The organism is Cryobacterium sp. TMT1-2-2 (assembly GCF_004403505.1).
In the GTDB taxonomy this organism is placed as follows: domain Bacteria; phylum Actinomycetota; class Actinomycetes; order Actinomycetales; family Microbacteriaceae; genus Cryobacterium; species Cryobacterium flavum.
On record NZ_SOGS01000007.1, the window covers coordinates 320,414 to 345,732 of the forward strand.

At 62.2% G+C, this 25,319-nt stretch carries 27 protein-coding genes and 1 pseudogene; 16 read left to right on the plus strand and 12 right to left on the minus strand.

All coding sequences use genetic code 11. From position 1 onward, the window contains the following. Positions 1-124 precede the first annotated feature (124 nt). From E3T35_RS06790 to E3T35_RS06800, 3 genes and pseudogenes are all read left to right on the plus strand, one after another. The gene (locus E3T35_RS06790; RefSeq protein ID WP_134378202.1) at positions 125-451 is read left to right on the plus strand and encodes a hypothetical protein; all 327 of its coding nucleotides are present in this window, start codon (positions 125-127) and stop codon (positions 449-451) included. Between the two features lie 109 nt (positions 452-560). Then, positions 561-994 (plus strand): annotated as a pseudogene (gene arr / locus E3T35_RS06795) (NAD(+)--rifampin ADP-ribosyltransferase). A gap of 402 nt (positions 995-1,396) precedes the next feature. Continuing rightward, positions 1,397-2,245 carry a hypothetical protein gene (locus E3T35_RS06800; RefSeq protein WP_134378203.1) on the plus strand — a complete coding sequence of 283 codons (849 nt, stop codon included), beginning with the start codon at positions 1,397-1,399 and terminating at the stop codon, positions 2,243-2,245. 403 nt (positions 2,246-2,648) lie between these two features. Here the strand turns inward: E3T35_RS06800 and E3T35_RS06805 are convergent, their stop codons facing one another. Both E3T35_RS06805 and E3T35_RS06810 read right to left on the minus strand, forming a co-directional pair. Then, positions 2,649-2,912, minus strand: coding sequence for a hypothetical protein (locus E3T35_RS06805; RefSeq protein WP_134378204.1), 264 nt, complete (start codon positions 2,910-2,912; stop codon positions 2,649-2,651). A gap of 115 nt (positions 2,913-3,027) precedes the next feature. Next, the gene (locus E3T35_RS06810; protein ID WP_134346831.1) at positions 3,028-3,342 is read right to left on the minus strand and encodes a hypothetical protein; all 315 of its coding nucleotides are present in this window, start codon (positions 3,340-3,342) and stop codon (positions 3,028-3,030) included. Between the two features lie 218 nt (positions 3,343-3,560). Here E3T35_RS06810 and E3T35_RS06815 point away from each other — a divergent pair, with 218 nt between their 5' ends. Then, positions 3,561-3,953, plus strand: coding sequence for a sulfate permease (locus E3T35_RS06815; protein ID WP_370449304.1), 393 nt, complete (start codon positions 3,561-3,563; stop codon positions 3,951-3,953). A gap of 41 nt (positions 3,954-3,994) precedes the next feature. Further along, the gene (locus E3T35_RS06820) at positions 3,995-4,303 is read left to right on the plus strand and encodes a hypothetical protein (RefSeq protein WP_134346832.1); all 309 of its coding nucleotides are present in this window, start codon (positions 3,995-3,997) and stop codon (positions 4,301-4,303) included. 1,042 nt (positions 4,304-5,345) lie between these two features. Here the strand turns inward: E3T35_RS06820 and E3T35_RS06825 are convergent. The 3 genes from E3T35_RS06825 to E3T35_RS06835 are packed head-to-tail and all read right to left on the minus strand — an operon-like array spanning position 5,346 to position 10,367. After that, positions 5,346-6,974, minus strand: coding sequence for a GMC family oxidoreductase (locus tag E3T35_RS06825; protein ID WP_134378205.1), 1,629 nt, complete (start codon positions 6,972-6,974; stop codon positions 5,346-5,348). Beyond that, entirely contained in the window at positions 6,971-8,557 is a 1,587-nt protein-coding gene (locus tag E3T35_RS06830) for an AMP-binding protein (RefSeq protein ID WP_134378206.1), read from the minus strand. The genes E3T35_RS06825 and E3T35_RS06830 overlap by 4 nt, the downstream gene beginning before the upstream one ends. A 58-nt stretch (positions 8,558-8,615) precedes the next feature. Continuing rightward, positions 8,616-10,367: an aldehyde dehydrogenase family protein gene (locus tag E3T35_RS06835; protein ID WP_241988749.1), complete on the minus strand. Its 1,752-nt coding sequence runs from the start codon at positions 10,365-10,367 to the stop codon at positions 8,616-8,618. 168 nt (positions 10,368-10,535) lie between these two features. On the opposite strand from E3T35_RS06835, the gene E3T35_RS06840 reads away from it, so the two are divergent. Beyond that, positions 10,536-11,786 carry a CdaR family transcriptional regulator gene (locus E3T35_RS06840; protein WP_134346835.1) on the plus strand — a complete coding sequence of 417 codons (1,251 nt, stop codon included), beginning with the start codon at positions 10,536-10,538 and terminating at the stop codon, positions 11,784-11,786. 408 nt (positions 11,787-12,194) lie between these two features. Here the strand turns inward: E3T35_RS06840 and E3T35_RS19190 are convergent, their stop codons facing one another. Then, positions 12,195-12,362, minus strand: coding sequence for a hypothetical protein (locus tag E3T35_RS19190; protein WP_166789858.1), 168 nt, complete (start codon positions 12,360-12,362; stop codon positions 12,195-12,197). Positions 12,363-12,795: 433 nt separating this feature from the next. Between E3T35_RS19190 and E3T35_RS06845 the strand changes: the two genes are divergently transcribed. Then, positions 12,796-13,026 (plus strand): three-helix bundle dimerization domain-containing protein, encoded by a 231-nt coding sequence (locus E3T35_RS06845; protein ID WP_134378207.1) that lies wholly within the window; start codon positions 12,796-12,798, stop codon positions 13,024-13,026. Positions 13,027-13,257: 231 nt separating this feature from the next. On the opposite strand, the gene E3T35_RS06850 is transcribed toward E3T35_RS06845, so the two are convergent. After that, the gene (locus tag E3T35_RS06850; RefSeq protein ID WP_134378208.1) at positions 13,258-13,464 is read right to left on the minus strand and encodes a hypothetical protein; all 207 of its coding nucleotides are present in this window, start codon (positions 13,462-13,464) and stop codon (positions 13,258-13,260) included. Positions 13,465-13,638: 174 nt separating this feature from the next. Beyond that, the gene (locus E3T35_RS06855) at positions 13,639-14,412 is read right to left on the minus strand and encodes a ParA family protein (RefSeq protein WP_134346838.1); all 774 of its coding nucleotides are present in this window, start codon (positions 14,410-14,412) and stop codon (positions 13,639-13,641) included. Between the two features lie 1,051 nt (positions 14,413-15,463). Here E3T35_RS06855 and E3T35_RS06860 point away from each other — a divergent pair. The 5 genes from E3T35_RS06860 to E3T35_RS06875 all read left to right on the plus strand — a co-directional run bounded on the left by E3T35_RS06860 (position 15,464) and on the right by E3T35_RS06875 (position 17,880). Beyond that, positions 15,464-15,688, plus strand: coding sequence for a hypothetical protein (locus E3T35_RS06860; RefSeq protein WP_134346839.1), 225 nt, complete (start codon positions 15,464-15,466; stop codon positions 15,686-15,688). Between the two features lies 1 nt (position 15,689). Beyond that, positions 15,690-16,130, plus strand: coding sequence for a GNAT family N-acetyltransferase (locus E3T35_RS06865; RefSeq protein WP_134378209.1), 441 nt, complete (start codon positions 15,690-15,692; stop codon positions 16,128-16,130). Between the two features lie 95 nt (positions 16,131-16,225). Then, on the plus strand, positions 16,226-16,771 hold the full coding sequence (locus E3T35_RS06870; protein WP_134378210.1) for a GNAT family N-acetyltransferase: 546 nt from the start codon (positions 16,226-16,228) through the stop codon (positions 16,769-16,771). Between the two features lie 79 nt (positions 16,772-16,850). Beyond that, on the plus strand, positions 16,851-17,027 hold the full coding sequence (locus E3T35_RS19195) for a hypothetical protein (RefSeq protein WP_166789859.1): 177 nt from the start codon (positions 16,851-16,853) through the stop codon (positions 17,025-17,027). A 25-nt stretch (positions 17,028-17,052) separates the two neighbouring features. Continuing rightward, the gene (locus tag E3T35_RS06875) at positions 17,053-17,880 is read left to right on the plus strand and encodes an SDR family oxidoreductase (protein ID WP_198420999.1); all 828 of its coding nucleotides are present in this window, start codon (positions 17,053-17,055) and stop codon (positions 17,878-17,880) included. Between the two features lie 215 nt (positions 17,881-18,095). On the opposite strand, the gene E3T35_RS06880 is transcribed toward E3T35_RS06875, so the two are convergent. Together E3T35_RS06880 and E3T35_RS20175 are read right to left on the minus strand one after the other, a co-directional pair. Continuing rightward, positions 18,096-19,463 (minus strand): NAD-dependent succinate-semialdehyde dehydrogenase, encoded by a 1,368-nt coding sequence (locus tag E3T35_RS06880; protein ID WP_166789860.1) that lies wholly within the window; start codon positions 19,461-19,463, stop codon positions 18,096-18,098. A gap of 13 nt (positions 19,464-19,476) precedes the next feature. Next, positions 19,477-19,722, minus strand: a complete 246-nt coding sequence (locus E3T35_RS20175) for a transposase (RefSeq protein ID WP_166789861.1) — start codon at positions 19,720-19,722, stop codon at positions 19,477-19,479. 21 nt (positions 19,723-19,743) lie between these two features. On the opposite strand from E3T35_RS20175, the gene E3T35_RS06890 reads away from it, so the two are divergent. Next, positions 19,744-20,397 carry a recombinase family protein gene (locus tag E3T35_RS06890; protein WP_134378213.1) on the plus strand — a complete coding sequence of 218 codons (654 nt, stop codon included), beginning with the start codon at positions 19,744-19,746 and terminating at the stop codon, positions 20,395-20,397. Between the two features lie 239 nt (positions 20,398-20,636). Continuing rightward, complete coding sequence (locus E3T35_RS19205; RefSeq protein WP_166789862.1) at positions 20,637-20,780, plus strand: GPGG-motif small membrane protein; 144 nt, start codon at positions 20,637-20,639, stop codon at positions 20,778-20,780. Positions 20,781-21,313: 533 nt separating this feature from the next. Here the strand turns inward: E3T35_RS19205 and E3T35_RS06895 are convergent. Together E3T35_RS06895 and E3T35_RS06900 are read right to left on the minus strand one after the other, a co-directional pair. Further along, entirely contained in the window at positions 21,314-21,637 is a 324-nt protein-coding gene (locus E3T35_RS06895) for a low temperature requirement protein A (RefSeq protein ID WP_134378214.1), read from the minus strand. 139 nt (positions 21,638-21,776) lie between these two features. Beyond that, positions 21,777-21,962, minus strand: a complete 186-nt coding sequence (locus E3T35_RS06900) for a hypothetical protein (RefSeq protein ID WP_134346846.1) — start codon at positions 21,960-21,962, stop codon at positions 21,777-21,779. Between the two features lie 192 nt (positions 21,963-22,154). Between E3T35_RS06900 and E3T35_RS06905 the strand changes: the two genes are divergently transcribed. Both E3T35_RS06905 and E3T35_RS06910 read left to right on the plus strand, forming a co-directional pair. Then, positions 22,155-23,267 (plus strand): aromatic acid exporter family protein, encoded by a 1,113-nt coding sequence (locus E3T35_RS06905; RefSeq protein ID WP_134378215.1) that lies wholly within the window; start codon positions 22,155-22,157, stop codon positions 23,265-23,267. Positions 23,268-24,041: 774 nt separating this feature from the next. Further along, entirely contained in the window at positions 24,042-25,184 is a 1,143-nt protein-coding gene (locus E3T35_RS06910) for a glutathione-independent formaldehyde dehydrogenase (protein ID WP_134378216.1), read from the plus strand. Positions 25,185-25,319 lie beyond the last annotated feature (135 nt).

Sequence of the window (25,319 nt, forward strand, 5' to 3'; positions counted from 1 at the left end):
CGTCTCCTTTGGTGTCGAGGGGGACTCGCGAACATGGGACGACGCGCGCAAATACGGTTTCGTTTCCGCAGGCGGAGGCGACTGGTATTCCAGAACCCTCAGGGGCCTTCCCGAAGGAGGTCGAGTGTTTGTCCACGTCCCACAACGCGGGTACGTCGGCGTTGGCATCGTCCAAGGACGCGTGCAGTCAGCGGATGAGGCAGTTCTCAATGTCGAGGGGACTGATCAAGCTTTCCGATCGCTGGAGTTGCAAGGAACGTACCGCCACCCCTCAGGCGGTGAGGGAATTCATTCCGCCGAGTACGTCGTTCCGGTCATGTGGATCGGAACCGTGGCGTTAGAGCAGGCTCACTGGCAAGTCGGCTTGTTTGCCAACCAGAACAGCGCCTGCAAGCTTCGGAATCAATTCACCATTGACCAATTGTCCAAAGTGTTCAAACTCACCGACTAAGGCGTTTACTACCGTCCATCTCGGAGTACGGGATATAGCAAGTTGATTTGGCCCCGGTTTAGCGTGGCGTCTTCTAGCCAACGTCGCAACACTCGAGTTAGGGGTGACTATGGCCAGCGAGCCCAAACCATCAGAGGACTACGAACTCGGTGTCCTGTTGCACGGGACCAAAGCGGACTTGGCGGTCGCGGATCTGTTGGTTCCCGGTCGCGACTCGAACTTCGAAGCCGGGAGGCAGACGAACCTTGTCTATCTGACGGCGACGCTTGACGCCGCAACTTGGGGGGCTGACTTGGCCGTCGGGGAAGGCCGGGGACGGTTCTACTTCGTTGTACCGAAGGGGCCCTCGAGGATGACCCCAATGTGGCGGATCAGAAATTCCCCGGCAATCCGACTCAGTCCTCCCGCACCCGCACCCGCGAGCCGGTGGAGGTGGTGGGAGAACAGGGGGATTGGATTGGGCACTCGCCAGTTCAGGTGCAGTCGATGCGCAACGTTCTCGCTACCCCGACCCGCGAAGGGCTCGCCGTCGTCGACGACTAGGGCGTGTCTCCTAATACCAGTACCGAAATGATTATTGCTTGTCTTTTGAGCACCCTTGAGAAGCGGGAGCAAGATCAGTCTTGCTCCCGCCTCTCAAGCGGTCTCCCGGGATGGGGCTCGCCCGAAATGCCACGGCATCGCCGGGCCGCGACCGACCGTCCGGGCGCCCAGCGGTCTCGGGGAAGACTCTTATCCGACGGATAGAAACTTCTGATTCAGTATCTATTATGCTGATCAGAGCGATATCGCCGAATCGAACCAACTCCCGGGAACACGTGATTCCCTCACCGGTCAGCCTCCACGGAGTTTCGCGGCACGGCCGAAACCTAGGCTCGGGCCGTGCCCAAGTGTGGCTGGTCCGGCATTCGTCGGACTACCGCAAGTAATCGAAAGGATCCACATATGACTTCGAACAACACCTCCACGGCCTTCGGCTCGCCAGCCCGAAAGCGCATCGCCGTCGGCGCGGTCACCGTGATGACCGTCGGCTCACTTCTCGGTCTCGGCGTCGCGGGAGCGAACGCCACCCCGCTGACCGCGGACAACACGTCGAGCACGAGCTCCCACGCGGGCCACGACGGGCTCGCCTCGCTGACCAAGGAGCTGCGCGCCGACCTCCAGGGCGCCAACAACGCAGAGACCACGAAGCAGGTCTCTGACACGCTCGCGAGCCACCCGGACCTCTTCGAGAGCCTCCCGGCGAACCTGCAGGCCGACCTGACCGCGCTCAACGCCGCCACTGCCGACCAGAGCGCCGCGACCGCCGCGCAGACGGCCGCTGCCGACAAGATCGAGATCACCGCGCTCGAGGGCGGCTACGGCGTGGACATCCAGAAGCTGGCCGAGGAGATCCAGAAGGACCCGGCACATCCGCTCGCTGCAGCCTTGCGTGGCCTGTTGGCCGTTGACGCCGCGCAGGGAACGGATGCCGCGAGTGCGCCCGAGAAGATTGCCACCACGATCTCCAAGAACCCGGCCCTACTCGCCCAGCTTCCCGAAGCGCTCACGGCAGACCTCGCCGAGCAGCAGGCACTCCCCGCAGCCGAGCAGGCCGCTGCGGCCGAGGCCCTCCTGGCCTCCGCGCTCGAGGGCGGCTACGGACCGGAGATTCAGAAGGTCACCGAACAGATCCAGTCAAGCCTCGACGCGAAGTCTTCGGCTGAGGGAACGACTGACGCCACTGCCTCAGCCGAGGGCGCCGACGCCGACATCGACCTGAAGGTCGACGGCGAAGTCAACGCCGACAACTAAAACCGCCTCACCGAAACCGGCCAGGGGTCGGGAGCTTTCGCTCCCGGTCCCTGGCTTTTTGAGTCCCAAGCAGAAGCTGAGACGACGGAACCTAACATCGTTAGGGATACGCCCTGATGGGCCGGTCATAAGCTTCCCTCGCGCCGAAGCACTTCTGACCGATCCGGCAGTCTCCGCGCCTGCTGCGACCAGCCGGCTGATCCGAACAGGGTAACCTGCGCCCGCTGGCTCTTCTCCTGGCCCAGGTCAAAGCGGCGACTCGCCCATGTTCCCCGAGGTGCCCGGGAGCCCGCGGACACCACGCCTCGGCGGAGAGCGGCTGACCTACCGCGGCGGAGTTGTCCTCCGGACAATAATGGGCATTGGGAGACACGCCCTAGGACCAGCCGGGCGCACCCGGTGGTCAGTCGAGCGATTCCCGAAGTCGCGCCAATTGCTGCTCGGCTTCCGCGCCCAAAGCATGATCGCGGAGACGGTCCGCCGCCTGGGCCAGGTCGGCCGCGCTAACTTGATCTATCCGCATGCACAGCTCAGCGGGGTAGAGGAGCGCGTCAAAGCGTTCGATCGCGGGCGCATCCGCGAGGCGGGTGAGTCCAGCGTCGAGGACGGAGATGGCCTGACGTTCATCGCCGCGTGCGTCGCCCTGCCGAGCGGCCACGTCGATCACTTGCCTGAGACCGACCCCGGCCGGCCGGCAGTTCATCCACTGTTGCACCCGTTCGGTAGAACCGGAGCCAGTTGCCCCCAACGCCGACGACGCAGAACGCCGTGGCTGTCCCCGCTTATCGCCGGATCGGCAGGATGCGAGGGATCCCTTTCATCGGAATTTTCCCGTAGTGTGCGCGGAGCCCAGCGGAAAATGCCTCATACAACTCGTCCGGCTCGGGCACCGTGATGATGACACTCGCATACGAGGCAGAGGCATCAAATCCGTCGATCGCCGAAAGGTGGATCTGCGGGTCGCTGCGGGCGACGACGGCGCAGGGATAGGGTCGGCGTTGGGAGTACGTGGCCTCGAAGCCCAGAGCCCGGTAGAAATCCAAACCACTGTCCAGATCGGGGCACGGAAGCACCGGATACGTTCGCTCGCCCGTCATGGTGTCCAGAATACCGTTGGGCGGCTGGGCTCGACCGTGTGAGCGGAGGGGAGCGGGGCAAGCATCCGCTCTGAAGGTGCACGCGCGATACTTTCGCACGCGGGCATCCGGTTCTACAGTATTAGTGGGCAACCTCTAAAACGCGCCGCCGCTTGTTGCGATGGCATGACTTTCAGTCCTTTCAGGTTCTTGTTGCCGAACATCTGAAGGGCTGGATCGTGTTCGAATTCATTGTGGGCGTCCTCGCCCGCAGCTACTACTTCCTGCGTCGGTTCATGCCGACCAACATTGTGACCAACGCCATCCACACCCGGCGTGGTCTCAAGTGGGGCGTGCCGGCGATGCTGCTTGCCGCTCTGTATGCGATCGCAGCGGCGTACTGCGCGGACCTGCTCGAAGCCGGTGGTCCCGGTTGGCTGAACCTCCTCGTGCTGCTGTTTGTCTGGAACACTCTCAAGTTTCTTGGGGTCGGGCCCGTCAGCCTGATGCGGTTGGTATCGGTGCGAGTTCGTGAAAGTGTGGCGCGCCGTCGAATGGCGAAGGTCCTGTTCGCCGAAAACGTCGACATGGAGCGCATAGACGAGCCGATGCTCGCGTCGAGGCGCAGTTGACGGCCCAGCCAGTCACGGCCAGCGTACCTCCTGGTAGCGGCATGATTGGCTCACACACGACCGCCTCAGGAGGCTTCACTAAGACGATTCCGCAGGAGCAGTTCGACGACCTGCTCAGCCGCACCGCGCTCGCTGCATTGTTCTACTATCCGAAGATCGCCGTCGACGATGACGGCCACAACCTCCAGAATGACATCGCGTATTGCCTGGAGCCCGTCGCCGGGATCGGAGACGAGGATGCCGAGCGGCTGCGCGTCGTGGTCGGGCGTGTGATCACGAATCCGACGGCGCATCGCTCTGAACTGCTTGCGTTGGTCATCGAGCTGGCTCCGCCGCCGTCTGCCGAGTAGACGCGATCAGGAACGTCCCGTCTGAGGAAGCCGCCGGCGCGCAGAAGTCGCTGGCGGAGCATCCGTCTGTTGATGATGCGGCGGAGCGGCGGCGGCAGTATGTGGCGGCGAACCGCGACAGGATCCGTGAGCTAAATCGTCTCTGGCGCTCGGAACACCTTGACCGGGCCCGGGAGCTCAATCGGGATTCGATCCGTCGGGCCGCTGCGCGTCGGCATCGTGAGGCGGAGGTGCGTGCGAGGGGGAGGGAGCGGGTGAAGCGATGGGTGGCGGAGAATCGCGAGGGGCGGCGTGAGTATCAGCAGCGATGGGTGGCGGAGAATTGCGAGAAGGTGCGCGAGTATTACAACCGCTACTACGAGGCCCACTATGACGAGGTGAACGCCCGGGCTGCGGCCAGGCGGGATGCGGACCCGGAGAGGTTCAGGTTCTCGTTGTGGTTGGGATCGTCGTGGCTCTGGGGCTTTTCATCCGCTGGGGACGGCGCAAGAGCGCGATTCTGGAGTCAAGCAATCCACCGGAGGGTCACGGGCCCGATGCCACCGGAAAGTAGCGAGCGCATGGCGGGGCGCGATAAATGCACGCTTCCGATCTGGACAGGCATCATCGTTGCCACCTCGCGGTTTTACTCGACTACGACCGCCTTTCGCTGACCTGCTATAGCAGCGCAGGCAGTGTTCTGGTGATATAGGGGGACTCGGAGAAGTTCGACTCGGTATACCCGTCGAGAAGCCAAGCTTCAAAGGATCGCTCCCAGGTGTCGAGAATCACACCATCACCTTTTGGGGTGAACGCCGAAACCCCACCTCGAAGTCGTTGCGCACACTCCTCAACGAGGAGATCATTCACCGCATCCAACAGCACATCATCGGTAGGGAACAGGGAACGGAATGCGTGCGGATGAAGCCCAATCTGTTCGCAAACATCGCTGACCAGCCTCTCATTCGCGCCACCGCCGGTCGCGAGGGAGACTCTCGCCGCGACCGTGATCCCGCGCCGGGAGGATGCGCGCTGCCGCGCGATCCTCGCCGCCGGACTCACCTCAATGAACTGAAGCCGCTTCCACTCTGGTCGGCACCGATGCGCGCAGCAGATCGGCCGCCTTCTCTCCGATGATGATGGATGGAGCATTCGTGTGCCCCCGGATGATCTCCGGCATGATCGACGCGTCGGCGATGCGAAGTCCCTGCACGCCGCGCACACGCAACTCCGGGTCGACCACCGATCCAGCATCCGATCCCATGCGAGCGGTGCTCGTCGGGTGGTAGAGCGTCTGCGAGAACTCATTGATCACCGTGGCATCACGCTCGGCCGCGGTCTGAGCATCCGACCCGGCGGGTTGGATGAACTTGCCGTCAGTCCGCGTTGGAGCGAACGCCGTGGCGGCAAGAATACGCTCGCACACGCCGAGGCCCGCGAGCAAGGTGTCACGATCTTCTCCGTTCGGATCGCTCAGGTAATTCGGATCGATCAGCGGTTTCGCGAGCGGATCGGCGGAGGCGAGTCGCACGGTTCCGAGGCTCTTGGGCCGCAGCAGAATAGCGCCGACACTGACGCCGTGCCGCGGCGCGGCCACGAGCCCCTCACCGATATACGGCACGGCGGCGAAGAGCACCTCGATGTCGGGGAAGGCGAGCGATGGGTCGGTCTTGACGAAACCGTACGCCTCCGCAACGTTGGAGGTGAGCATGCCGCGCTGCTGCGAGACGAAGTCGTTGAGCTGCTCCTCGGTCTCGGCACCGAAGAGGGTGTCATCGTCGGTCTCGACTGCCAGCGCCGCGAACAGGTGGTCGCGCATGTTCAATCCGACCTCGGGAGCATCGACGAGCACGGTGATTCCGAGGGAGCGGAGGTGCGTCGCATCGCCGATGCCCGACAGCATGAGCAACTGCGGTGTGTTCACCGCTCCGCCGCTCAGCACGATCTCGCGGCGCGCGAAGACCGAGGTCGGGGTGCCCTCGCTGAGGTACTCGACACCGACAGCGCGGGTTCCGTCGAACAGCACGCGAGTGGCGTGTGCCCCGGTGCGAACGACCAGGTTGGAGCGCTCGGCTGCCGGCGCAAGGTAGGCGGCCGACGTGTTGTGCCGCATGCCGCCACGCTGGCTCACCATCGTTTGACTGACCCCTTCCGGGTTTGCCGAGTTCGGCGCGACGAGGGGCATTCCGACCTCGGCGGCAGCCACAAGAAAGGTTGCGGTATGCGATCGAGGGCTGCGTTGGTGCGAGATCGAATTCGCGCCGTCCGTGCCCTGGTCGGGATCGCTGTTGCCCTCCACTGCCTCCGCCTTGCGGAAATACGGCAGGAGCGCCTCGTACGACCAGCCGTCCCCGGCGAGCCTTGCCCAGTTGTCATAGTCGGCAGCGAATCCGCGCACCCACATCATGGCGTTCAGGGAGGATGAGCCGCCGAGCACCTTGCCACGTGGCCAGTAGATCGACCTCCCCGTTAGCTCGGCCTGCGGCTCGGTCTGGTAGTTCCAGTCGGCATCGGACTTGAACAGCTTCGGGAACGCGGCCGGGATGACGATTTCCTGCTTATCGTCGACACCACCGGCTTCGAGCAGCAGAACGGAGATGCTCGCGTCTTCGGTGAGTCGAGCTGCGACAGCTGCTCCGGCCGATCCGGCACCGACGACGATGTAGTCGAATTCTTCAGTGTTGGTATTCATACGAGCGCTCCTTTTGACCGCAGATCCTTGCGCAGGATCTTGCCTGACGCCGACTTCGGGATGAAGTCGATCATTTCCACCTGTCGAACCTTCTTATGCGGGGCTACCCGATCGGCGACCCACATCATGATGTCCTCCCCGGTGAGCGTGGCCTCCGGTTGCAGTCTCAGGAATGCTTTCGGCACCTCTTCACCATCCGCGTCGATCACACCGATGACTGCGGCATCGGCGATTTGGGGATGCCCCAGCAACAACGACTCAAGCTCTGCGGGCGCGACCTGATATCCCTTGTATTTGATGAGCTCTTTGAGTCGGTCAACGACAGTCACGTACCCCTCGGCGCTCACCGTTGCGATATCGCCGGTGTGCAGAAAACCGTCGGCGTCGATGGTCGCCCGGGTTGCTTCATCGTTTCCGAGGTAGCCCACCATGATGTTCGGGCCGCGGCACAGCAATTCGCCGGGCTCACTCACGCCCACGGCCGGGATCTCGATGTCGTCTCCGGTGAGCGGGTCAACGATACGGCACTGCAAGTTTGGCACCGTCAGACCGACCGAGTTCAGGGGAATATCGGTTCGACCTCGGGGTGAAGCATGCGATACCGGACTCATCTCGGTCATTCCATAGCCTTGGAGAACCTCGCAGTTCAGCCGCTCGGCAACAGCGCCGCCGACGATGCCGTCCAGGGGCGCCGCCCCTGAGAACACCGTGCGCAGGCTCGACAGGTCGAATTCGCTCACCAGCGGATGCTTCGCAAGCGCCACCGCGATGGGAGGAGCGATGAAGACGTAGGTGATGCGCTCGGACTGGATGAGACTGAGGAAATCAGTCAGATCGAATCGTGCCATGGTCACGAGGGTGCTTCGTTGTGCCAGAGAGATGTTGAGCAACACCGTCATGCCGTAGATGTGGAAGAACGGCAGCACAGCCAGAACGCGATCATCGGCGCTCACGCCGATGATGGGTGCCGACTGCGCAACATTGGCCACGAGATTGCGGTGGGTGAGCATGACGCCCTTGGCCTTGCCCGTCGTGCCCGAACTGTATGGCAGCACAGCCAGGTGCGTTGCCGGATCGAAATATACCTCGGGCGCGGGATGCGCCTCCGCGATCAGGTCGGCCAGACTCGTGCTCCCGCTGACCTCACCGATGCTGATGATGTGGTCTGCTGCCACACCGGCGAGATCGCCGGCTTCCGCAGAGACGGCGAACAGCATATCCGCTGCGATGATGGCTACCGCTCTGGAGTCGGCCAGCTGCGTGGCCATCTCACCGGCCGTCGACAGTGCGTTGACGGTCGTCGCCGTGGCGCCAGCTCGCAGAATGCCATGGAACGCCACGGCGAAAGCGGGTCGGTTCGGGGAATGCAGCGCCACGACGCTACCCACACCGATGCCACGAGCGGCGAGTGCCCCCGCAACTGCTTCGATCTGGCGCACCAACTCGCCGTACGTGGTGGTCTCACGGGTCGCCCCGTCGACCAGGGCAATGTGGTTCGCGGATGCGACTTCGAGTGAACCGAAGAGGTGTTCAAAGACGCTGAGATTGGGGATTTCGACGTCGGGAAAGGGACTGGTGAACACGGCGGCTCGCCTTCTGGCTGGGGATGAGTGTGGGGGAGCGTGCGGGATGACCGGAGGGTCAGGCCCGGAATGCCGCCAGGAAGATGGCGGGCATCTTCAGCCATGACGGCTTGGCCGCGAAGCCCGCGAGACGACGTCCGGTCGTCGCGGCGGAACGCGCCTGCACGAACCACGGCGGCTTCGGGAACAGAGTGAATTCTCCGTGTGCGAACGATCGCGGAAACGGCCGGAACGGGCCGCGAACGATCGTGCGCTCGGGCCGATCGATGAGCAGGGCGTTGTGCACGGTTCCAATGCCACTCTGCACGTTGTCGATGGTGGCACCGGGGAAGGCGCCCCACGACGCGGTTGCTGTGAGGAAGCCGAGGCCGGTCCACGCATTGATGGCGATCGTGCCGTAGCGCAGGCGTGCAATGGACTCGAGGAACCCGGTTCCGAGCTGCCGGATGACCTTGGGCTCGACAATGAGATTCGCACCGAGGGTGCCGACGAACTCGTCATTGGCCAGCGTGACGGCGGCGTCGAGGAAGGCTTGCCCCGTGCCCGGCACTTCGACAACGCCCAGCACCGGGGAGAAATATTCCGTGGTGATCACGTTCGATGCGTCGTCTTCGGCTGTGACATCGATCAGCAGGCGGCAGCCGTCTTGACCCATCCGCTCGGCGGTCGGATACGCGGCCGATGCGGCTCTCATGCGCCCATCGCTGCCGGGGTACCAGGCGGGGCGTTGAGGTGCTGCCGCCAGTGCCCGTCGGAGTGCGGCGAGGAACGCTTTCTTCTGGGGCCAGTTGCTGCTGACGACAACCACTTGGCCGGCAATGCAGTTGTATCCGCCGTTGTGCAGGCGCTGAGTAACGACGTGCTCGGCCTGATAGCGCAGGTCACGCTTCGTCCATGCGCTCGGAAGCACAATGATGGGCGATACTCCGCCGAGTTCGCTGGTGATCGGTTTGCCTAGTAACGGGGTGCCCGTTGCTTTGCGGCTCGCGGCATCCGCACCCGTTCCCCAGACGATGGCATCGTGTGTTGCCGCACTCCCGGTGATGTGCACGTGCGCGATGCCATCGTGCTGCGTGAGATACGCACCGACGTCGCCGGCGCCCTGCACGATACGAAGCACTCCGATTTTGATCAGGGGGGCGAGAGCCTTATCGAAAACGGATTTCATTCCAGCCATGACCGGGTTGAGTTTGAGCAGCACCGACCGGTTGTTCGCGACGATCTCGTACAGCACGTCGAGCGGCGGAATCGACGTGATATTGCCGGCGCCGAGCACGAGTCCCACTCCGCCCGACGTTGTCGGCGTGAGCTCACCGAGGCCAGCGCTGGCCCGTACCTCCTCGGGAGAGCGGCCAGGAGCCATCCAGATCTCAGCGCTGAATCCGTGCAGCAGCAACCACTCGTACCCGTTGGTCGGAAGTACCGGGACGATGACGCGACCGCCGGGGGCCGTTCCGAAGCGGCTGCTGGCAAGGGGGCTCCTCCCCGCAGCGAGGGCTGCGATGGACTGAGCGAGGGTACCGGCGCCTGAAAGGCTGGCATACGGGCCGGAGATCCACTCTTCCCCGACGAGCTGCGATGACGGGTCTAGTCCCTTGATCGCAGCGGCAGTCTCCGCCCATTCCTGAGCGGCCCCCGTCATGGCTGCGTGCACAGCTCCCAGTAATGCGGCTCGTTCGGAAAGTGGGGTGCTGGCCCAGCGCTTGGCACCCGAGGCCAGCTCGATGATGGCGGCGTCGAGTTGGTCGCGCTGCTGCTGGTCGAGGGCCCGAATGGGCTGTGTCCTCGACATCGGATCGGTGGTAGTCATCAATCTCCTTTGATTGTTGCCTGACGGCGACCCGGATTCCGGGTTGCGGTGTCAGGCTAGTCTCGGCTCCACCGTCAGCGATAGCGATGGGCCGCCGCCGCGATTTCGGAACTGTGCATTGTGCGGCCGCACAACCAAACGGAAGAGTCACCGGATTACACTGTGCAAATGGAACGCAATGAAGCGCCGCAGAGCATGCCGACCCAGGATGTCATGGTGGACGGCGCTCGCGAGCTCTTCTCGGGCATGATCGACTCGGTCGGCGAGTTATCAGACAGCATCGTTGCCCAGATCATCAACGGCGAGCACGACTACGCCGAGAGCGTGCTCGGCGCCGGTGTGCTCGAAGGTATCGTGCATGACAACCTCGAGTCGATCCTGCAGTGCCTGCTCGGCATCAACGACTCGCTCGCCGCACCCCGCCATGCCGGCCGCGTGAAAGCGGAGCACGGCATCCCCATGGCGAGTCTCCTGCACGCATACCGGCTTGCCGGTCTGCACCTGTGGGACGCGTTGATGGCGAAGGCGACGACGCCCGAACACGCAACAGCGCTGCTCACCGCGTCATCCGGAGTATGGGGCATTATCGACCGGTACTCGAACGCCGCCGCGGAGACGTACCGAGAGGTCGTCGACGAACGGGAACGCAAAGACCAGCAGAGCAAGAACGTCGTGCTGCTCGCGATTCTGGAAGGCGAGTTCTCGGGGGATGCCGGTCGAGCGGTTCGTGCTCTTGGCCTTCCCAAGGAGGCAACCTTCGTCGTTCTTGCCGTTGAGATGCGGCACTCAGATGATGACCCAATTCCCGCCATAACCGACCGACTGCGGGGGATGGGGGTCAGCTCCGCCTGGGCTCCGTGGAAAGGTGAGTATCTGGGCCTGCTCGGAAGTGTGGCGGGTGCGCACCCTTCAGCCGCCGCGCACGCACTGGTCGGAACCGTCAGTTCACGAATCGGGGTGAGCCTGCCGATACAAGCCCTCGAGCGCGCGCCTGTCGCGGTGCGACAAGCGCTTTTGGCCATGCGTTGCATCGCCCCCGCCGCGGTGGGAGTGCATCTCTACGGCGCGGCCCCGATCGATACCATTCTCGTGTCTCAACCCGCATACGCTGCCGAACTCCGCGATGGCGTTCTCGGCGGGCTGGCTGACCTTGATCCAGACGATGCGCGCGTGCTTCTGGACACGCTTGAATGCTGGTTCACCACCGACGGTTCGACCGCCGAGTGCGGCAAGCAACTTCATTGCCACCGAAATACGGTACTTCACCGACTGGGGCGTATAACCGAAATGACCGGGCGTTCCGTAGCCAAACCCGTGCAGGCGGCCGAACTTTTCACCGCCCTTCGAGCGGTACGACTGGCCGGTTTGTGGGCGACTCCCGTGCGCGCGCCCTTGCGGGCAGCCCCCCGGAGCGCTTGAGCGGACTCACGTCTGATGGTGTTGTCGCTCGCTGGGGACTGCAACGGTCGTCGCAGCTTTCGCGGTCGTCGTGGTCGCGATGAACGTTGGTCCTAGGGGAAAAGGACCATGGCTCTCCCCGGTCTGGGTGGCGGCGGAGCGGGTGCATATTTTCGGGCCACAGGGCCACAGGGCCACAGGGCCACAGGGCCACCGGGTCGCTGGGTGCGGCTGGGTCTATTTCAAGGCGGCTCGAGAGGAGAGGGCGGGTTACCACGCAGACCGTGTTGTGGATGGCCCGGCCCATGATCGCGTCTGTATGAACTCCGGGGCGGAGGCGCTGGTGTCAGCCCTTCTGCTGATACTGAGTGCAGAAGCGCGTCGACCCAGCAGCGCGTCGCGTTTCGATTCCGCTGGCCAGTCCAGCGGCTACTCGTCAATGACCAACAGCGTGAAGACCGAATATTCACACAGGAACGTGCCGGCGCAGCCAGGAGTGTCGTGGGCTGCGACCCAGGCTTTCTCGAAGTCGGGCATCCCGACGCCATTCGCGCCGATGCGGTGCAAGCTGTTAACGCGATTGAAAATCGTCAGCAATGAATATAGTTACGCGGAGGTTTTCTAAGAGTCAACGTGCACTCTTGACGACATTCGGGCGGTCTTTTAGAATTTCGGCCCTGCTTGATCTCGGAAAGGCGCCGGGTCGCGATGGCCGTTCGCGGTGAGATTTGACGCACGCACGTTTATTTAACGTTCATTGCCGCGAAACAGGCCGAAGTCAGTCCAGCTATTTCGAGAGAACGCAGGCCTCTAGACCGAAGAACTCCTCGTCAGCTCGAGAATACTCGAGCTGCGCGCGGTCGGTACGAGCCGGACAATGCCTGGCTATCGGTGGAGCCGTAGGGCGATGACCCTTGAAGTAGATTGCACCCCCTGGGGCCGCAGGCTATTCAACGCCATTGAGGTTCTTCACCCCTTTTAGGGGATGGATCTGGTTCGAATCGACATGGAAAGACGGTCACAATGAGATATGGACTCAAAGCAGGAGAAGAATGCGGTCGACGATGTGGTGCGTCGGCTCGAGGTCAGGTACGCCGATCTTCCGACGGGTCGGGTCAAATCCGTCGTGTCGGCGTGCCACGCCTCGCTCGACGATAAGCCCATCCGGGACTTCATTCCCGTGCTCGTTGAACACGCAGCGCGGTCCCAGCTGCGCGCCGAACGACGCCCAGCGCCATACACAGCCCTGCACGAGGCGTAATGTCAGGGTGCGCGACCGCGGTTCGCGGCTAAGAAATCCTCAGCGATTCATCGGGTGCAGTTCACCCGCGGATTACCTTGATCGCCGAGGATATGGTCCTGTTCTCGGTGACAGGAACCGTTCGTCCCGCTGAAGCCCCGCGGATGTCCGCGTTGCTCGGTCAGAGTCTGCGCCGCAACTTTGTGGGACGGACCGGCGCTGGTGTCGGCAGGGCCGGACGGTTCGATTTCTTTATGGTCGAGGCCTGTGCCCGGCTTTTTCTGTGGCGGCGGCAAGCTTGCCTGCTGCTTTTTCCTGTTTCGTCGCTAACTTCTGCGTCTGCTTCGACAAGGCCTGCGCCTCTTTGCGCAACTTCGCGCTGGCGTGGGCGACGGCTTCGCGGGCGGCCTGCACCGATTTCTCGGCGCGTACTAAGGCCTTCTTGGCTTGCTTGTGCATACTATTGGTCGAAACGGACGTTGTTTTTTCGTCTCAGTCTGGGCCATCTGCGCACCTCCCCTAGGTCGCGGCAGTCCGCCGTTTCTCCACAGTGCTGATTACACGGCGATGTGCACGGCGATTCATACATTCGGCGCTGCACGAGAGCATCTCGATGCGCGCGTGGCTGTGATGTTAGCGCGCACGCAATTTTGACGGTGCTGCCCGTTTGACCTTGGACGAGGTGCGAACATACTCCCAAAGTTCCGCGAACACGCGGGCCGCCTCGGTGTCGGGAGCGTACGATCCGACCGGGGCGCGCTCTGAACCCATCCGCTCGATCACAACGGTCGCGGGGACCACGAGGTCGATCACCTGCGGATATTCACGCGGCAGATTCTCGGCAGCAGCGCGGTGCGAAAGTTTGCGGCGGTCCACCATCGACAGGAATGCAAAGACCTTGGGGGGACTGTCGGAATCCGCGATGATCTCGTTGACTTGGGCCAGTGACCGAAGCGAGAGCGGCGACGGAACGAGGGGCAAAACGACGAGGTCGGCGGCGTGCAGCGCGTTCTCGGCGACACGGGATTCCCCGGGCGGGCAGTCCAGGATCACGACGTCATATTCTCTTGCGACCGATTCAAGCGCCTTGGCAATACGGTGCGTGGACTTCTTCGCCGCGTCCAGGACCAGATCCAAATCTCGGTAAGTTTCGTCTGCTGGCAGTACGGCGAGATTTTCGTAGACGGTCGATCGGATCGCGGCATCCATCTCGGTCTTCCCTCGAATGAGGGAGTTCACGCCGCCCTTGACCCTCGGCTTTACATTGAGCACATAGGTTGAGGCACCCTGCGGGTCGAGATCCCAGAGCAGTACCCGGCACTCCCGAGACGCCTCCCAGGCCAGATTGACGGCTGCCGTTGTTTTGCCGACCCCGCCCTTGGTGCTGTACACCGCAACCGTCTTCATGCCCCCATCCTAGGAGCACGCGGCATTGGGGGCCGTCGCCGCAGCTGCCCGCGACCGATATGGTGCTGCGTCGGAGATCCTCGACCGGATCGACGAGCTGGTGCCCTTGGCGTCACGACCAACCCCGCGACAACAGCTACGGGGCCAGCGGGAGCAACTGCTCTGAAATGGCCTGCGCGGCTCTTTTGCCTGCGGGCATCCGGTTCTGCAGTCTTGGTAGACAACCTCTATTACGCGCTGTCTCTCGTTGCAATGGCACGACGTTCAGTCCTTTCAGGTTCTTGTTGCCGAACATCTCAAAGGCCGCACCATGTTTGAATGCATTCTGGCCGCCACGGCCCGCAGCTACTTCTTCTTGCGCCGGCTACGAGAACTTCGCGGCCCATGGCGGTGACCTCGGCGCCACCATCTCCCCAGAAAGCGCCCGCGTAGCACCCGACCGGGTGATCGGCGTTCACGTCAGCGGAGCATTAGCTTCCCGGGCCAGATCGTCAACACGGCGCGGAATGCGATGAGCCAGCTTGACCAGGACCGGCTGAAGCGCGTCGGCACGTTCATGAACGACGAGTGCGGCTACATCGCCATCCAATCAACCCGGCCCGGTCTCCTCGGCATAGCCCTAACCGACTCACCAGTTGCACAGTTGGCCTGGATGCTCGACAAATTCCGGGCTTGGACCTGGCCGGTCGAGACGCTGCCCGATGAGATCCTCGGACGCGAGTGGATCCTGGCAAACGCCTCGCTGTACTGGTTCACCGGTAGTGGGGCTCGTCCGCGTATGTCGGCTACGCCCAGAACTCTTGGGGTGCCGCGCCAGCGAACTCCGGAGACCCGACAGCTGCGACCCAATTCGCTCACGACGTCGGCATCGCCCAGAATCGACTCAAGCCAACACAATCGTGCGCTGGACCGACATCGAAGACCGCGGCGGCCACTTCGCCGCCCTCGAAGAGCCAGAACTCCTCATCGACGACCTCCGACACTTCCTGCGCGTACTGACTCAGCGGCCTAAGAACGTTATAAATTAGTGTTTGCGTGCCAGGAGGAAGACTTGGGGGGTTTTCTCCGATTGGTCCGGAGCGCGTACGAGCTGACTCTGCACGGCCAGTCCCGCCGCGGCCAACAGGTCGACGATGCGATCAGGCGGCAACCGATACGCCATGAGATCGATGTCGTGGCCATAGGCGTGCGCCAGGTGCCGTGGCTCGTCGCCTGCTTGGAACGCGAGCAGCAGGTACCCGCCGCCAACGACCGTTCGGCCCGCAACGGGGCGTGACTTGGTCGCCTTGGTACGGCTGGGGCTCGGTATTCAGAAGATGCATGCGGCTGGCCGACCGGACTTGTTCGTCGAACCATCCGGCGACGCATTGCACGATTACTTTCGCGCCCGCTTTTCAGATGGCAGTCATATCCTCCTCGCAGAAACGGATGCCCATGTCGCGGTCGGCTATCTCCTCGCCGAACACGCCACTCGTGCTGCCAACCCGTTCAAGGTGGCTTCCTCGATCCTGTACATCCACCACATCGCTGTCGAGTTGGAGCAACAATCCGGCGGTGTAGGTCGACAGCTCATGCACGCTGCCGTGAAACTCGCTGGCGAATTGGCCGTTACGACGCTCCGCCTTGATTCTTGGCACTTCAACACGCACGCTCATGGATTCTTCGAGGCAGAGGGGTTCACCCCTGTCAATATCGTTTTCGAGAAGCTGCTTCAGTAGATCGTGAGTAAGCCTTAAAGGCGTTGCTCCGGGGCACCGCTCGCTGTGCGTAGGAGCTTCGTCTGCCGCCTGATGTCTGCCGATAGGCTCGTTCCATGGAAATTGACCTGGTCCCCATGAATCTGCCGGGGGACCGGGATGAGCTGATTCGCTTCCTGACAGAAAACGATTTTCCGTTCCACGGCGGCGGCAGACTGACTATTGGCGAGGTCGAGGATCGAATTTCTGGGGGACGCTTCGAGGGGCCGGACCACGCCGGTTTCTGGATCAACGTCGACACGCTGGGCCGCGTCGGATACGCGGTTCTCGATGACCTGACCGACGGAGCGCCGCTGTTCGATCTGCGTCTGGCAACCAAATATCGCCGGCGCAGCCTCGGGTCGCCGGTCCTCAACGCGCTGACGACTCACGTCTTCTCGTCGATGCCCGAGGTCAATCGCTTCGAGGGAAACACCCGCTCCGACAACATCGCGATGCGAAAGACCTTCGTACGTGCCGGCTTCATTCAGGAAGCTTGCTACCGCGACGGGTGGCCGGTTGCTGGTCGCGTCCCCATGGCCTCCTTCGGCTACGCAATTTTGCGACGGGATTGGGAGTCGGGAACGACGACCCCGCTCGAATGGGATGACATCAGCGCCTGACGCCTCAGGTACTGCGATGTCGAACAGACCGCAAACGGGTTCCTAAATCGGCGGCATGGTCAACCGATCGTGTGGAAAAATGGACAAGATCAAACTCAGTACCGATCGGCTGATTTTGCAGGCGCCGACACTGGCTGATGTCAATGCCATAACCGCCGCCTTCCAGGATCCGGAACTTCAGCGCCGCGTGCCGAGACCCGTTCCTTACGGAGTGGTTGCCATCCGTGATTCCAGGCGGCCATGTCGGCGGCCGTGAAATCCACCGCTTTCGACCGTGCCTGATGTACCTGAACAGTCTGAATCTCAACAACCGACGCGGAATCATCACGGGCGCCGGGCAGGGCATTGGTCGGGCATTTGCGCTCGAATTCGGACGACGAGGAGGACACCTCCTTTTAGTTGGGCGCCAGCTCGCTACATTGACCGAAACCGCACGTCTCGTTGCCGCCGAAGGCGGAACCACTGAGATCCTCGTCGAGGACCTCACTCAGAGCGGCGTTGTTGAACGAATCGCGCACGCAGTCGCTTCGTGGAGCACCGTCGACCTCCTCGTCAATAATGCCGGGAATGTGCGGGCGGGCCGGCTCGAATTGACCAGCAATGCGGACGTCCACTCGATGATCGATCTGAATCTCACCGCCCCGATTCTCTTAACCAAGACCCTGCTGCCCGCGCTTCGACAGAGCGCGACGGGGAGCGGGAGCATCATTTTGAACATTTCCAGCCGGATTGCGCTCGTGGGAATGCCGTTCTATTCGGTCTATGCGGCAACGAAATCGGGTATTTCACAGTTCGGCGAGTCACTCCGCCGCGAGTTGACCGGAACGGGCATGCATGTTGCGACCGTGTACCCCGGCGCAACCGACACCGCGATGATGACCTCACAGACCGCTGGCGCTGAACTCGGTTGGGGACGCCGACCACTCGGCGACGTCATCACTGACCTGATTACTGCCCTCGAGGCCGGCGAGCACGAAATCAACACCGCACCAGAGGGTCGTCGCGAGATGCAGCAACTCAATATCACCGACCCGATGGCAGTGGATGCCGCCCTCGCACCCGGCCTCGAAGCCCTGGAACTCGCCGTCCGCGACCACCGCAGCATCTAGCACCACACAACACAGTAGACACCATCTCGCGTGGCTCACACATCAATTTTGCCTAGATATGCCGTTTGGCCCAGAAGGTGGAGAGATTCTCTTCGAGTACGAAGACGGCAGCATTGTACGGACTCACTAGCTGAAGGGTCGCGTTTGGGTCGGCACACGGCCCTATCGGCAACTGAACGGTCTTTACCGCGTCGGCTGAGGATTTCGTCTATGTGTCAGCCGATGCGAATGAGTTTCTTGTTCACGAACTCGCTGGCACCGAAGCGTCCGAGTTCGCGCCCGAAGCCGCTTCTTTTCACTCCGCCGAACGGTAGCTCTGCGCTGCCGGCATCGACGAGGTTGACGAACACCATGCCAGCTTCGATGCGGTCGGCGACCCGAAGGGCCTGCTCGGGATCGGTCGTGAACAGATAGGAGCCCAGCCCAAAGGGAGTGTCGTTTGCGAGGGCGACAGCTTCATTTTCTGAGGCTGCCCGGTAGACGAATGCTACGGGCCCGAAAAACTCCTCGTGGTACGTGTCGTTGTCTCGCGTTACGTCGGTGAGCACCGTCGCTGGGTAGAAGGTACCCGACCGCTTACCTGTGCTCGCCAGGGTCGCTCCCTGCGCGACTGCGCGCTCTACCTGCTCCTCAAGATGCTCGGCTGCAGCAAGCGACGAGAGAGGGCCGTAGTCTGCCCCGGGGACGGTCGGGTCGCTGGGTGAGTTCGCCAGGATAGCGGCGGTGAACTTCTCCGTGAACTCATCGTAAAGTCCATCGATCACGATGAATCGTTTGGCGGCGTCGCAGGCCTGTCCGCCATTGCGAAGGCGACCGGCGACGGCGGCATCCACTGCGGCGGCCATGTCGTCGGTGCTCAGCAGAATGAACGGGTCTGACCCGCCCAGCTCCAGCACGACCTTCTTGAGGTGGCGACCGGCGACCTCAGCAACGGCCGCGCCGGCGCCCTCCGAACCGGTGAGGGAGACGCCCTGTACCCGCGGGTCGGCGATGATCGTGGCGACCTGCTCGCTGTCCGCGTACACATTGGTATAGGCGCCGACCGGGAAGCCTGCGTCGTGAAAGATTTGTTCAATCGCTGCGGCCGACTCCGGGCACTGCGACGCATGCTTGAGGATGATCGTGTTGCCCGTCATGAGGTTCGGTGCAGCGAAGCGCGCAACCTGGTAGTACGGGAAATTCCACGGCATGACGCCAATGAGCACACCCACAGAACTGGAGCGCATGAACGCGGAACCCTCTCCGCCGAGCAGGGTGATTGGTTCGTCCTTCAGAAATTCCTGCGCGTTGTCGGCGTAGTACCGGTAAATGTTGGCGGCATAGTCGACCTCGCCGAGCGCTTGATCGACGGGCTTGCCCATCTCGCGCACGATTGCGGCCGCCAGTTGATCGCGGCGTTCCGCATGCAATTCGCCGACCTTCCGCAGGAGTGCGGCTCGCTCGTCGACGGAAGAGTTCCGAGACCAGCCGTAGTGAGCCTCATCCGCCGTTGCGATGACTTGCTCGAGTTCATCACTCGAAATCTGGGGGTACGTCTTGATGGTCTCGCCTGTGGCGGGGTTGATCACGGCATGGTGGCTCACGGGCCACCTCCTTTCACGGTCGAACTCTGTGCCGGAAATTGTCACGTAACACGAGCCAATCATGTTCGCTGAATTTGTCAAGGCGAATCAGACCAGCGGTGTCGTTGTGGGCCTTGAATGTGCTGACCCACCGGCCCAGCGATGCCTCGTTGATGCCGAGCTCGCGGGCCACGTTCGCTATCGCCCTGCCGGTGTTGATCACGAGCTTTACGGCCTCGTCTTTGTACCCAGGAGTGAACTCCCTGCGTGTCTTTCCCATGTGAACATTCTCTTTTGTGGGGTGTCCACTCAATGGGGGCAGGGCCAACTGATCGGCTACGCGCGCGTATCGACGCGTCAGCAATCCACCGACCGACAGCAAGTCGATATCCTCGCCGCTGGCGTCCGGCGTGATGACGTCTACGTCGACCATGGGATCTCAGGAGCTCGCACATCGCGGCCCTGCTTCGATCGCGCGCTTGACGCCCTCGAGGCGGGCGACACTCTCGTCATCACGGCTCTGGACCGGCTCGGGCGATCGACGCAGAACATGCTCGCTTTCGCCGAAGAGCTCCGCGCCCGCGGTGCCGGCTTGAGGGCGCTCAACCTGGGCGGCGACGACGTCGACACCGCGACACCGATGGGGTCCATGCTGTTCACGATCATGGCGGCGCCCGGTCAAATGGAACACGAAATCAAGCGAGAGCGCGTAGTCGACTCGATCATCAAGCGCCGCGCCGCCGGAAAAAATCTGGGCGGGCGACCGAGACTCATTACCGACAGTCAAATCCGAAACGCCCACCGGCTCATAAACGGTGGAGAGACAGCGGCGCAGGTCGCGCTCGATCTTAGAATGTCCGGAGCGACCTTCTACCGCCGGGCGCGCGTCCTCGGGTTACTGCCAGATCAACCTGCTGACGAGACTCTGGGACGTGACGACGCCACCAAGCGCTAGCCGTTAGGTCACGTCCCGCACGGTGTTAAGAAACTCCACCACTCAGCGGGACGTGACCGTGCCTGGGTTCTCTTGGTCGTTTCGCATGGCCGCTAACAGATGATGACAGAGTCTCACCTCCAAGACATGCTGGATAAAACACATGGGTCAGAGATCGAGCAGGGGTACGTTCGCTTTAACAGATCGAAAACCGCTGTGGGCGTACGGCCCGTCGGCGCTGAATGAAATGGAGCAGCACCATGGCAACAATTCTCTGGATCATTGCGGTAGTCCTCGTTATTGCAGGCATTGTCGCGCTATTTCGACGCCAGATTCTCTGGGGTATTGTGCTCATCGTCGTGGGGCTGTTGGTTGGTCCAGGTGGCGTGAGCGTCTTCACTTGAGACTGCGAATCGAGTAGCCGTTTCGGGGCGTGGCAGAGCTCCGGAACGGTTTCGGCGTGAATGTTCCACTGACGCTCTTCGTTGTCTGAGGGCTGCATGACGTCGAGGAGGTCGTAGCTTTTCCTGATACTTGCGATCGTCTCGCGGATTGGACCGGCATGGACGGGTCTAACCGGGCCTTCACCAAACCCGGGGCTCGACAAAGCCAGATGGACGCGCGGGCGGGCGGGACTGCTCTCGCGAGTGCGGTTCCTATGCTTCACCCTTTTCTTGTCGACTGCGGAGCTCAGCACAATCCCCGCGATGATGATCGCGTACACATACGTGTAGGCGAGTCGGGCGAGTCAGCCGGGCTTCGATACCGACGCGATGGCCCTGCTCCCGACGCGCTCGCCGTGATCCAAGTACAGCCACCTCATGGTGACGGCGGTGACGAAGGCGACGAGCAGGCCGAGGACGCCGTCACGTCATATGTCCTGGTCGATGAATGCGAAACGGGTGAAGAGGAAGGACTCCCCGAGGGCGAGGATTACTCATAGGGCGCTCCGCTCGGCGATGTGGGCGCCGGCGATGTCCCAGTCGTCTGCGTTGGATTTTCCCAGACCGGGCGCGCCGACACTCAGGCTGGCGGAGAGGTATTCGGTGGCCAGGGCGATGCCCCAGAGCGGTAGTCGCCATTCGAGCGGACGAAGGGCACCGATACTCCACAAGTTCCCGGCGACCGGGATCCAGACGAATATCCGCAGGTAGGTGTGATGCAGCGCCCTGTCGTGCCGGGCGACCGCCAGCAACACGAACCCGGTGCGTTCGAGCTGCAAGGTGACATAGGAGACGGTTAAGACCAGCGCCCCGGTCACCGAACGACTCCTAGACGGACGGACTCATCACGAGGCCGATGATCGCGCCGCGTACGGGCAATCGCACCGGGTCGAGCCAGTTGGTCGCCCAGGTCGTGTAGATCCAAATCCACCAGAAGCGAGCTCGAGCACGGCGGATTCAAGGGCAACCGATCAACGACTGGTTGTCAAGGAGATGCCGGGAGAGCTGGGTGAGCGCGCGGATGGAGATGAGGTCGAAGAAAATCTCGATGTAGGCGACAGAGTGCGCACTCTGAATCGTCGGGCCGTAGGAGGTTCCGACGGATGCCGAAAGCTGCGGGGCCGTTTCTTTCGGTGCGGTCACGGGCTCATTCTCCCGTGCTGGGGGCGAGCTGAGCGGTGCGGTTCGAGAATTCGCAGATATTTGTTGTCAACCGACCTACAACGATGACCGGGCAACTCGAACGGAGTGCATTGCCGGGAAATTCTCCGGTTCGGTCAGTACCGTAACGAAGCAACATACGCCCGGTGGGCACCGTGATTGAATGGAACTATAATGACAGGCACCACGCTGGCATCAGTTACACACACGGCGTGGCAGCTGAAATCGCAGATAACCAGGTCGCGCATGTTGCAGGCCGGCAAAGCCGCAGTAGCCGTCGGCATTTCATGGTCAATCGCTCCGCACTTGCCCGGGGTCGCCGACAATTACCCCTACTACGCACCGCTCGGCGCCCTCGTGAGCATGTATCCCACGCTCATGGGTTCGGTTCGGAATGCTCTGCAGACCCTCGGCAGTCTCGCAGTCGGAATTGTGCTGGCCGCGGCTGTGCTCGTTCTCAGCCAGCCGAACGTGGTGACGATTTCGGTCGCCGTCGGCATCGGCGCGCTGATCGCCGCGACAGGATGGTTCGGCAACAACCGCGAATACATACCGGTGACGGTTTTGTTCGTGCTGATAGTGGGCGGCCCCGACGCGGACTCCTACTCCATCGGTTATATCGTGCAAATCAGCCTCGGCATCGTCATCGGGCTCCTGGTCAACATGTTGGTCTTTCCCGCGCTGAACCTCAATGGCGTGGGCCAGAAGCTCTCGAACTATCGCTCAGCGCTGGCCGATCACCTATCCGAGGTCGCCGAAGCCCTCGCCGAGCACTGGCCACCGGAGCGGGACGGCTGGGCGTCGCGCAAAGACTTGCTCATCAACCTTTCCAGCGGGCTGCGCACTGCGCTGCAGCAAGCCGACGAAAGCCGCAAAGTCAATCCGCGGGCTCGAATCCACCGCCACCGAGACCTGAGCGCCGACTACGAGGACCTGGCCGCGCTCGAAACCATCGCCTTTCACGTGAGGGATCTCACGGAGGTATTGGCCGGGGCAGTGTGGGGCACCCCGATCAAGGTGGAACTGAGAGAGGACTTGCGCCCGTCGGTGAGCCTGGCGCTTGACGCGATGGCTGCGGCGCTGCGTGATTGGGATGCGGGAAATACGGATCTGACGGCCCACGCCGCCGCCGCGGATGCGCTTGCGTCCCTCATGGCCGAGCTTGACGACAGAAAGGACTCCACTTCGGCGACGTCGATGGGCGCCGCGATATCCATCGCGATGGATATCGCCCGAGCGCTCGCAGCCCTCCTCTCCCGCCTCGAAAGTCCGGCGACGGATGACTAGTTGCGATGCCCAGATGCCAGGACATTGTGACTTTCGTTCGGAACTAGCGGGCCACTGTCATCCGTTGAATTCAGCCACTGGATAGAACTTCGCCCCATCGGTCAGGGTAGCGACAAGATCCGATGCGCAATCAGCGTTCACGTAGGTCCACTCGGTGATCGCTTCAGAGGCAGATTTGATGACCACACGTGAAACACGTGTAGATCGAAGATGGCCCAAAATAATTCTCTGAGTCGGCGAATCTGTCGCCGCCGGGGTTGCGTGTGCCAGAACTGATGAGGGCGTCGAAGATTACGCTGTTTGCGTTCTCTCGAACGTTTGAAAAGGCAAGGCCGCCAGTGGCGAGGCCGAGTAGGGCCGGATCAGCAGCACCATCCCAATAGGTGCCGGGGAGCGCGTCTGCGTCGCTCCTGAGAGCGTCCGCGAACGCACTGCTCTGCGTGCCGACGGCGCTGGCGAGGCCGTCACCGAGTGGATCTTTGAAGGGACGGGTATCGGCCCTCGAGACAAGCGACAGCTCGATATTCCGTGACGCTGTCTGCTTTCTCCTGATGCGCGCCTCTGGCCGAGTCGGGTTCTCTTGATCCGGCCAACGCACTGCCGGCCACCCCGCACGAACGCACAGTGGCGGGTCACGCGCGATCGTGATAGACAAAAGCCATGCAGACTTTCCGCGCGGTCTAAGACTGTCCGGACAATCATCGATTGAACACCTCCGAAAGTGAAGACGGACCGTCCGTGTTCACGGTCATGAAATTCAGGGAGTGAAGAGAAATGAAGGCAGTCGTTTACAAGGGGCCCAACTCGGTCAAGGTTGAAGATGTTCCGGATGCCAAGATCGAACGTCCCACTGACGTTCTGGTACGCATTACGGCGACAAATATTTGCGGTTCAGATTTGCACATGTACGAGGGACGCACCGATTTCGAGGTGGGACGCACGTTTGGTCACGAGAACATGGGCGAGGTCATCGAGGTCGGTAACGGCGTCGACAAGGTCAAAGTGGGCGAACTCGTCGTGTTGCCGTTCAATATTTCCTGCGGGTTTTGCAAGAATTGCGAACGCGGTTTCACCAACTATTGCATGACCACTCAACCGGACCCGGTCGGCGCGGGCGCCGCTTACGGCTTCGCGGGAATGGGTCCGTATCCCGGCGGGCAGGCCCAAATGCTGCGTGTGCCCTACGGCGACAATAACTGCCTGCGCCTGGGTGAAGACGCCATAGAAAAGCAAAACGATTATGTGATGCTGTCGGACATCTTCCCTACCGGCTACCACGCTACCGAAATGGCCGGCGTAATCCCCGGTGACACAGTGGTGATTTACGGTGCGGGTCCGGTCGGGCTCATGGCCGCCCTATCTGCCACGATCAAGGGCGCAAGTAAAGTCTGGGTTGTGGACCGACGCCCGGACCGGCTGGCCCTCGCCGAGCAGATCGGCGCGATCGCCGTTGATGACTCAAAAACGGACCCGGTTCAGTTCGTACTGGACCAGACCAAGGGTATCGGCGCGGACCGTGGTTGTGAATGCGTGGGCTATCAGGCCCACGATCCACAGGGCACCGAAGATCCCGCCATGACTCTGAATCGGCTGATTCAGTCCGTGCGCATCACCGGGGGCATTGGCGTTGTCGGCGTCTTTCTGCCGGCAGATCCTGGCGGCTTCGACGAGAACGCCAAGCAGGGCAAGCTGGCCATTGACTATGGCCTGCAGTGGCTCAAGGGGCAAAGTATGGGCAGCGGCCAATGCCCGGTGAAGAAATACAACCGGCAATTGCGTGACCTGATTGCCGTGGGCAAGGCCAAGCCATCGTGGATCGTTTCCCATGAGATCCCCCTCAGCAAAGCCGTGGACGCCTACAAGAACTTCGGCGACCGCACGAAGGGTTGGACGAAGGTCATCCTCAAGCCCGAGTAGGCCACTGCTGAACGAACTCGCCGCGGCGCGGTCACCGCCCGACTCGACCATTGAGGCGGTGAATTCGACGTCTTCCAGTGTGGCTTTCGGAAGTATATGAGGGGTTATATCGACGAACTGGACGGCGTTGGCGTC

What these genes read in the sequence shown, in the direction of transcription:
- E3T35_RS06800 (WP_134378203.1), top strand. Translation starts at nt 1,397, where the DNA reads ATGACTTCGAACAACACCTCCACGGCCTTCGGCTCGCCAGCCCGAAAG.
- E3T35_RS06810 (WP_134346831.1), bottom strand. Translation starts at nt 3,342, where the DNA reads ATGACGGGCGAGCGAACGTATCCGGTGCTTCCGTGCCCCGATCTGGAC.
- E3T35_RS06820 (WP_134346832.1), top strand. Translation starts at nt 3,995, where the DNA reads ATGATTGGCTCACACACGACCGCCTCAGGAGGCTTCACTAAGACGATT.
- E3T35_RS06825 (WP_134378205.1), bottom strand. Translation starts at nt 6,974, where the DNA reads ATGAATACCAACACTGAAGAATTCGACTACATCGTCGTCGGTGCCGGA.
- E3T35_RS06835 (WP_241988749.1), bottom strand. Translation starts at nt 10,367, where the DNA reads ATGACTACCACCGATCCGATGTCGAGGACACAGCCCATTCGGGCCCTC.
- E3T35_RS06840 (WP_134346835.1), top strand. Translation starts at nt 10,536, where the DNA reads ATGGAACGCAATGAAGCGCCGCAGAGCATGCCGACCCAGGATGTCATG.
- E3T35_RS06845 (WP_134378207.1), top strand. Translation starts at nt 12,796, where the DNA reads ATGGACTCAAAGCAGGAGAAGAATGCGGTCGACGATGTGGTGCGTCGG.
- E3T35_RS06850 (WP_134378208.1), bottom strand. Translation starts at nt 13,464, where the DNA reads ATGCACAAGCAAGCCAAGAAGGCCTTAGTACGCGCCGAGAAATCGGTG.
- E3T35_RS06855 (WP_134346838.1), bottom strand. Translation starts at nt 14,412, where the DNA reads ATGAAGACGGTTGCGGTGTACAGCACCAAGGGCGGGGTCGGCAAAACA.
- E3T35_RS06870 (WP_134378210.1), top strand. Translation starts at nt 16,226, where the DNA reads ATGGAAATTGACCTGGTCCCCATGAATCTGCCGGGGGACCGGGATGAG.
- E3T35_RS19195 (WP_166789859.1), top strand. Translation starts at nt 16,851, where the DNA reads ATGGACAAGATCAAACTCAGTACCGATCGGCTGATTTTGCAGGCGCCG.
- E3T35_RS06875 (WP_198420999.1), top strand. Translation starts at nt 17,053, where the DNA reads ATGTACCTGAACAGTCTGAATCTCAACAACCGACGCGGAATCATCACG.
- E3T35_RS20175 (WP_166789861.1), bottom strand. Translation starts at nt 19,722, where the DNA reads ATGGGAAAGACACGCAGGGAGTTCACTCCTGGGTACAAAGACGAGGCC.
- E3T35_RS19205 (WP_166789862.1), top strand. Translation starts at nt 20,637, where the DNA reads ATGGCAACAATTCTCTGGATCATTGCGGTAGTCCTCGTTATTGCAGGC.
- E3T35_RS06905 (WP_134378215.1), top strand. Translation starts at nt 22,155, where the DNA reads ATGACAGGCACCACGCTGGCATCAGTTACACACACGGCGTGGCAGCTG.
- E3T35_RS06910 (WP_134378216.1), top strand. Translation starts at nt 24,042, where the DNA reads ATGAAGGCAGTCGTTTACAAGGGGCCCAACTCGGTCAAGGTTGAAGAT.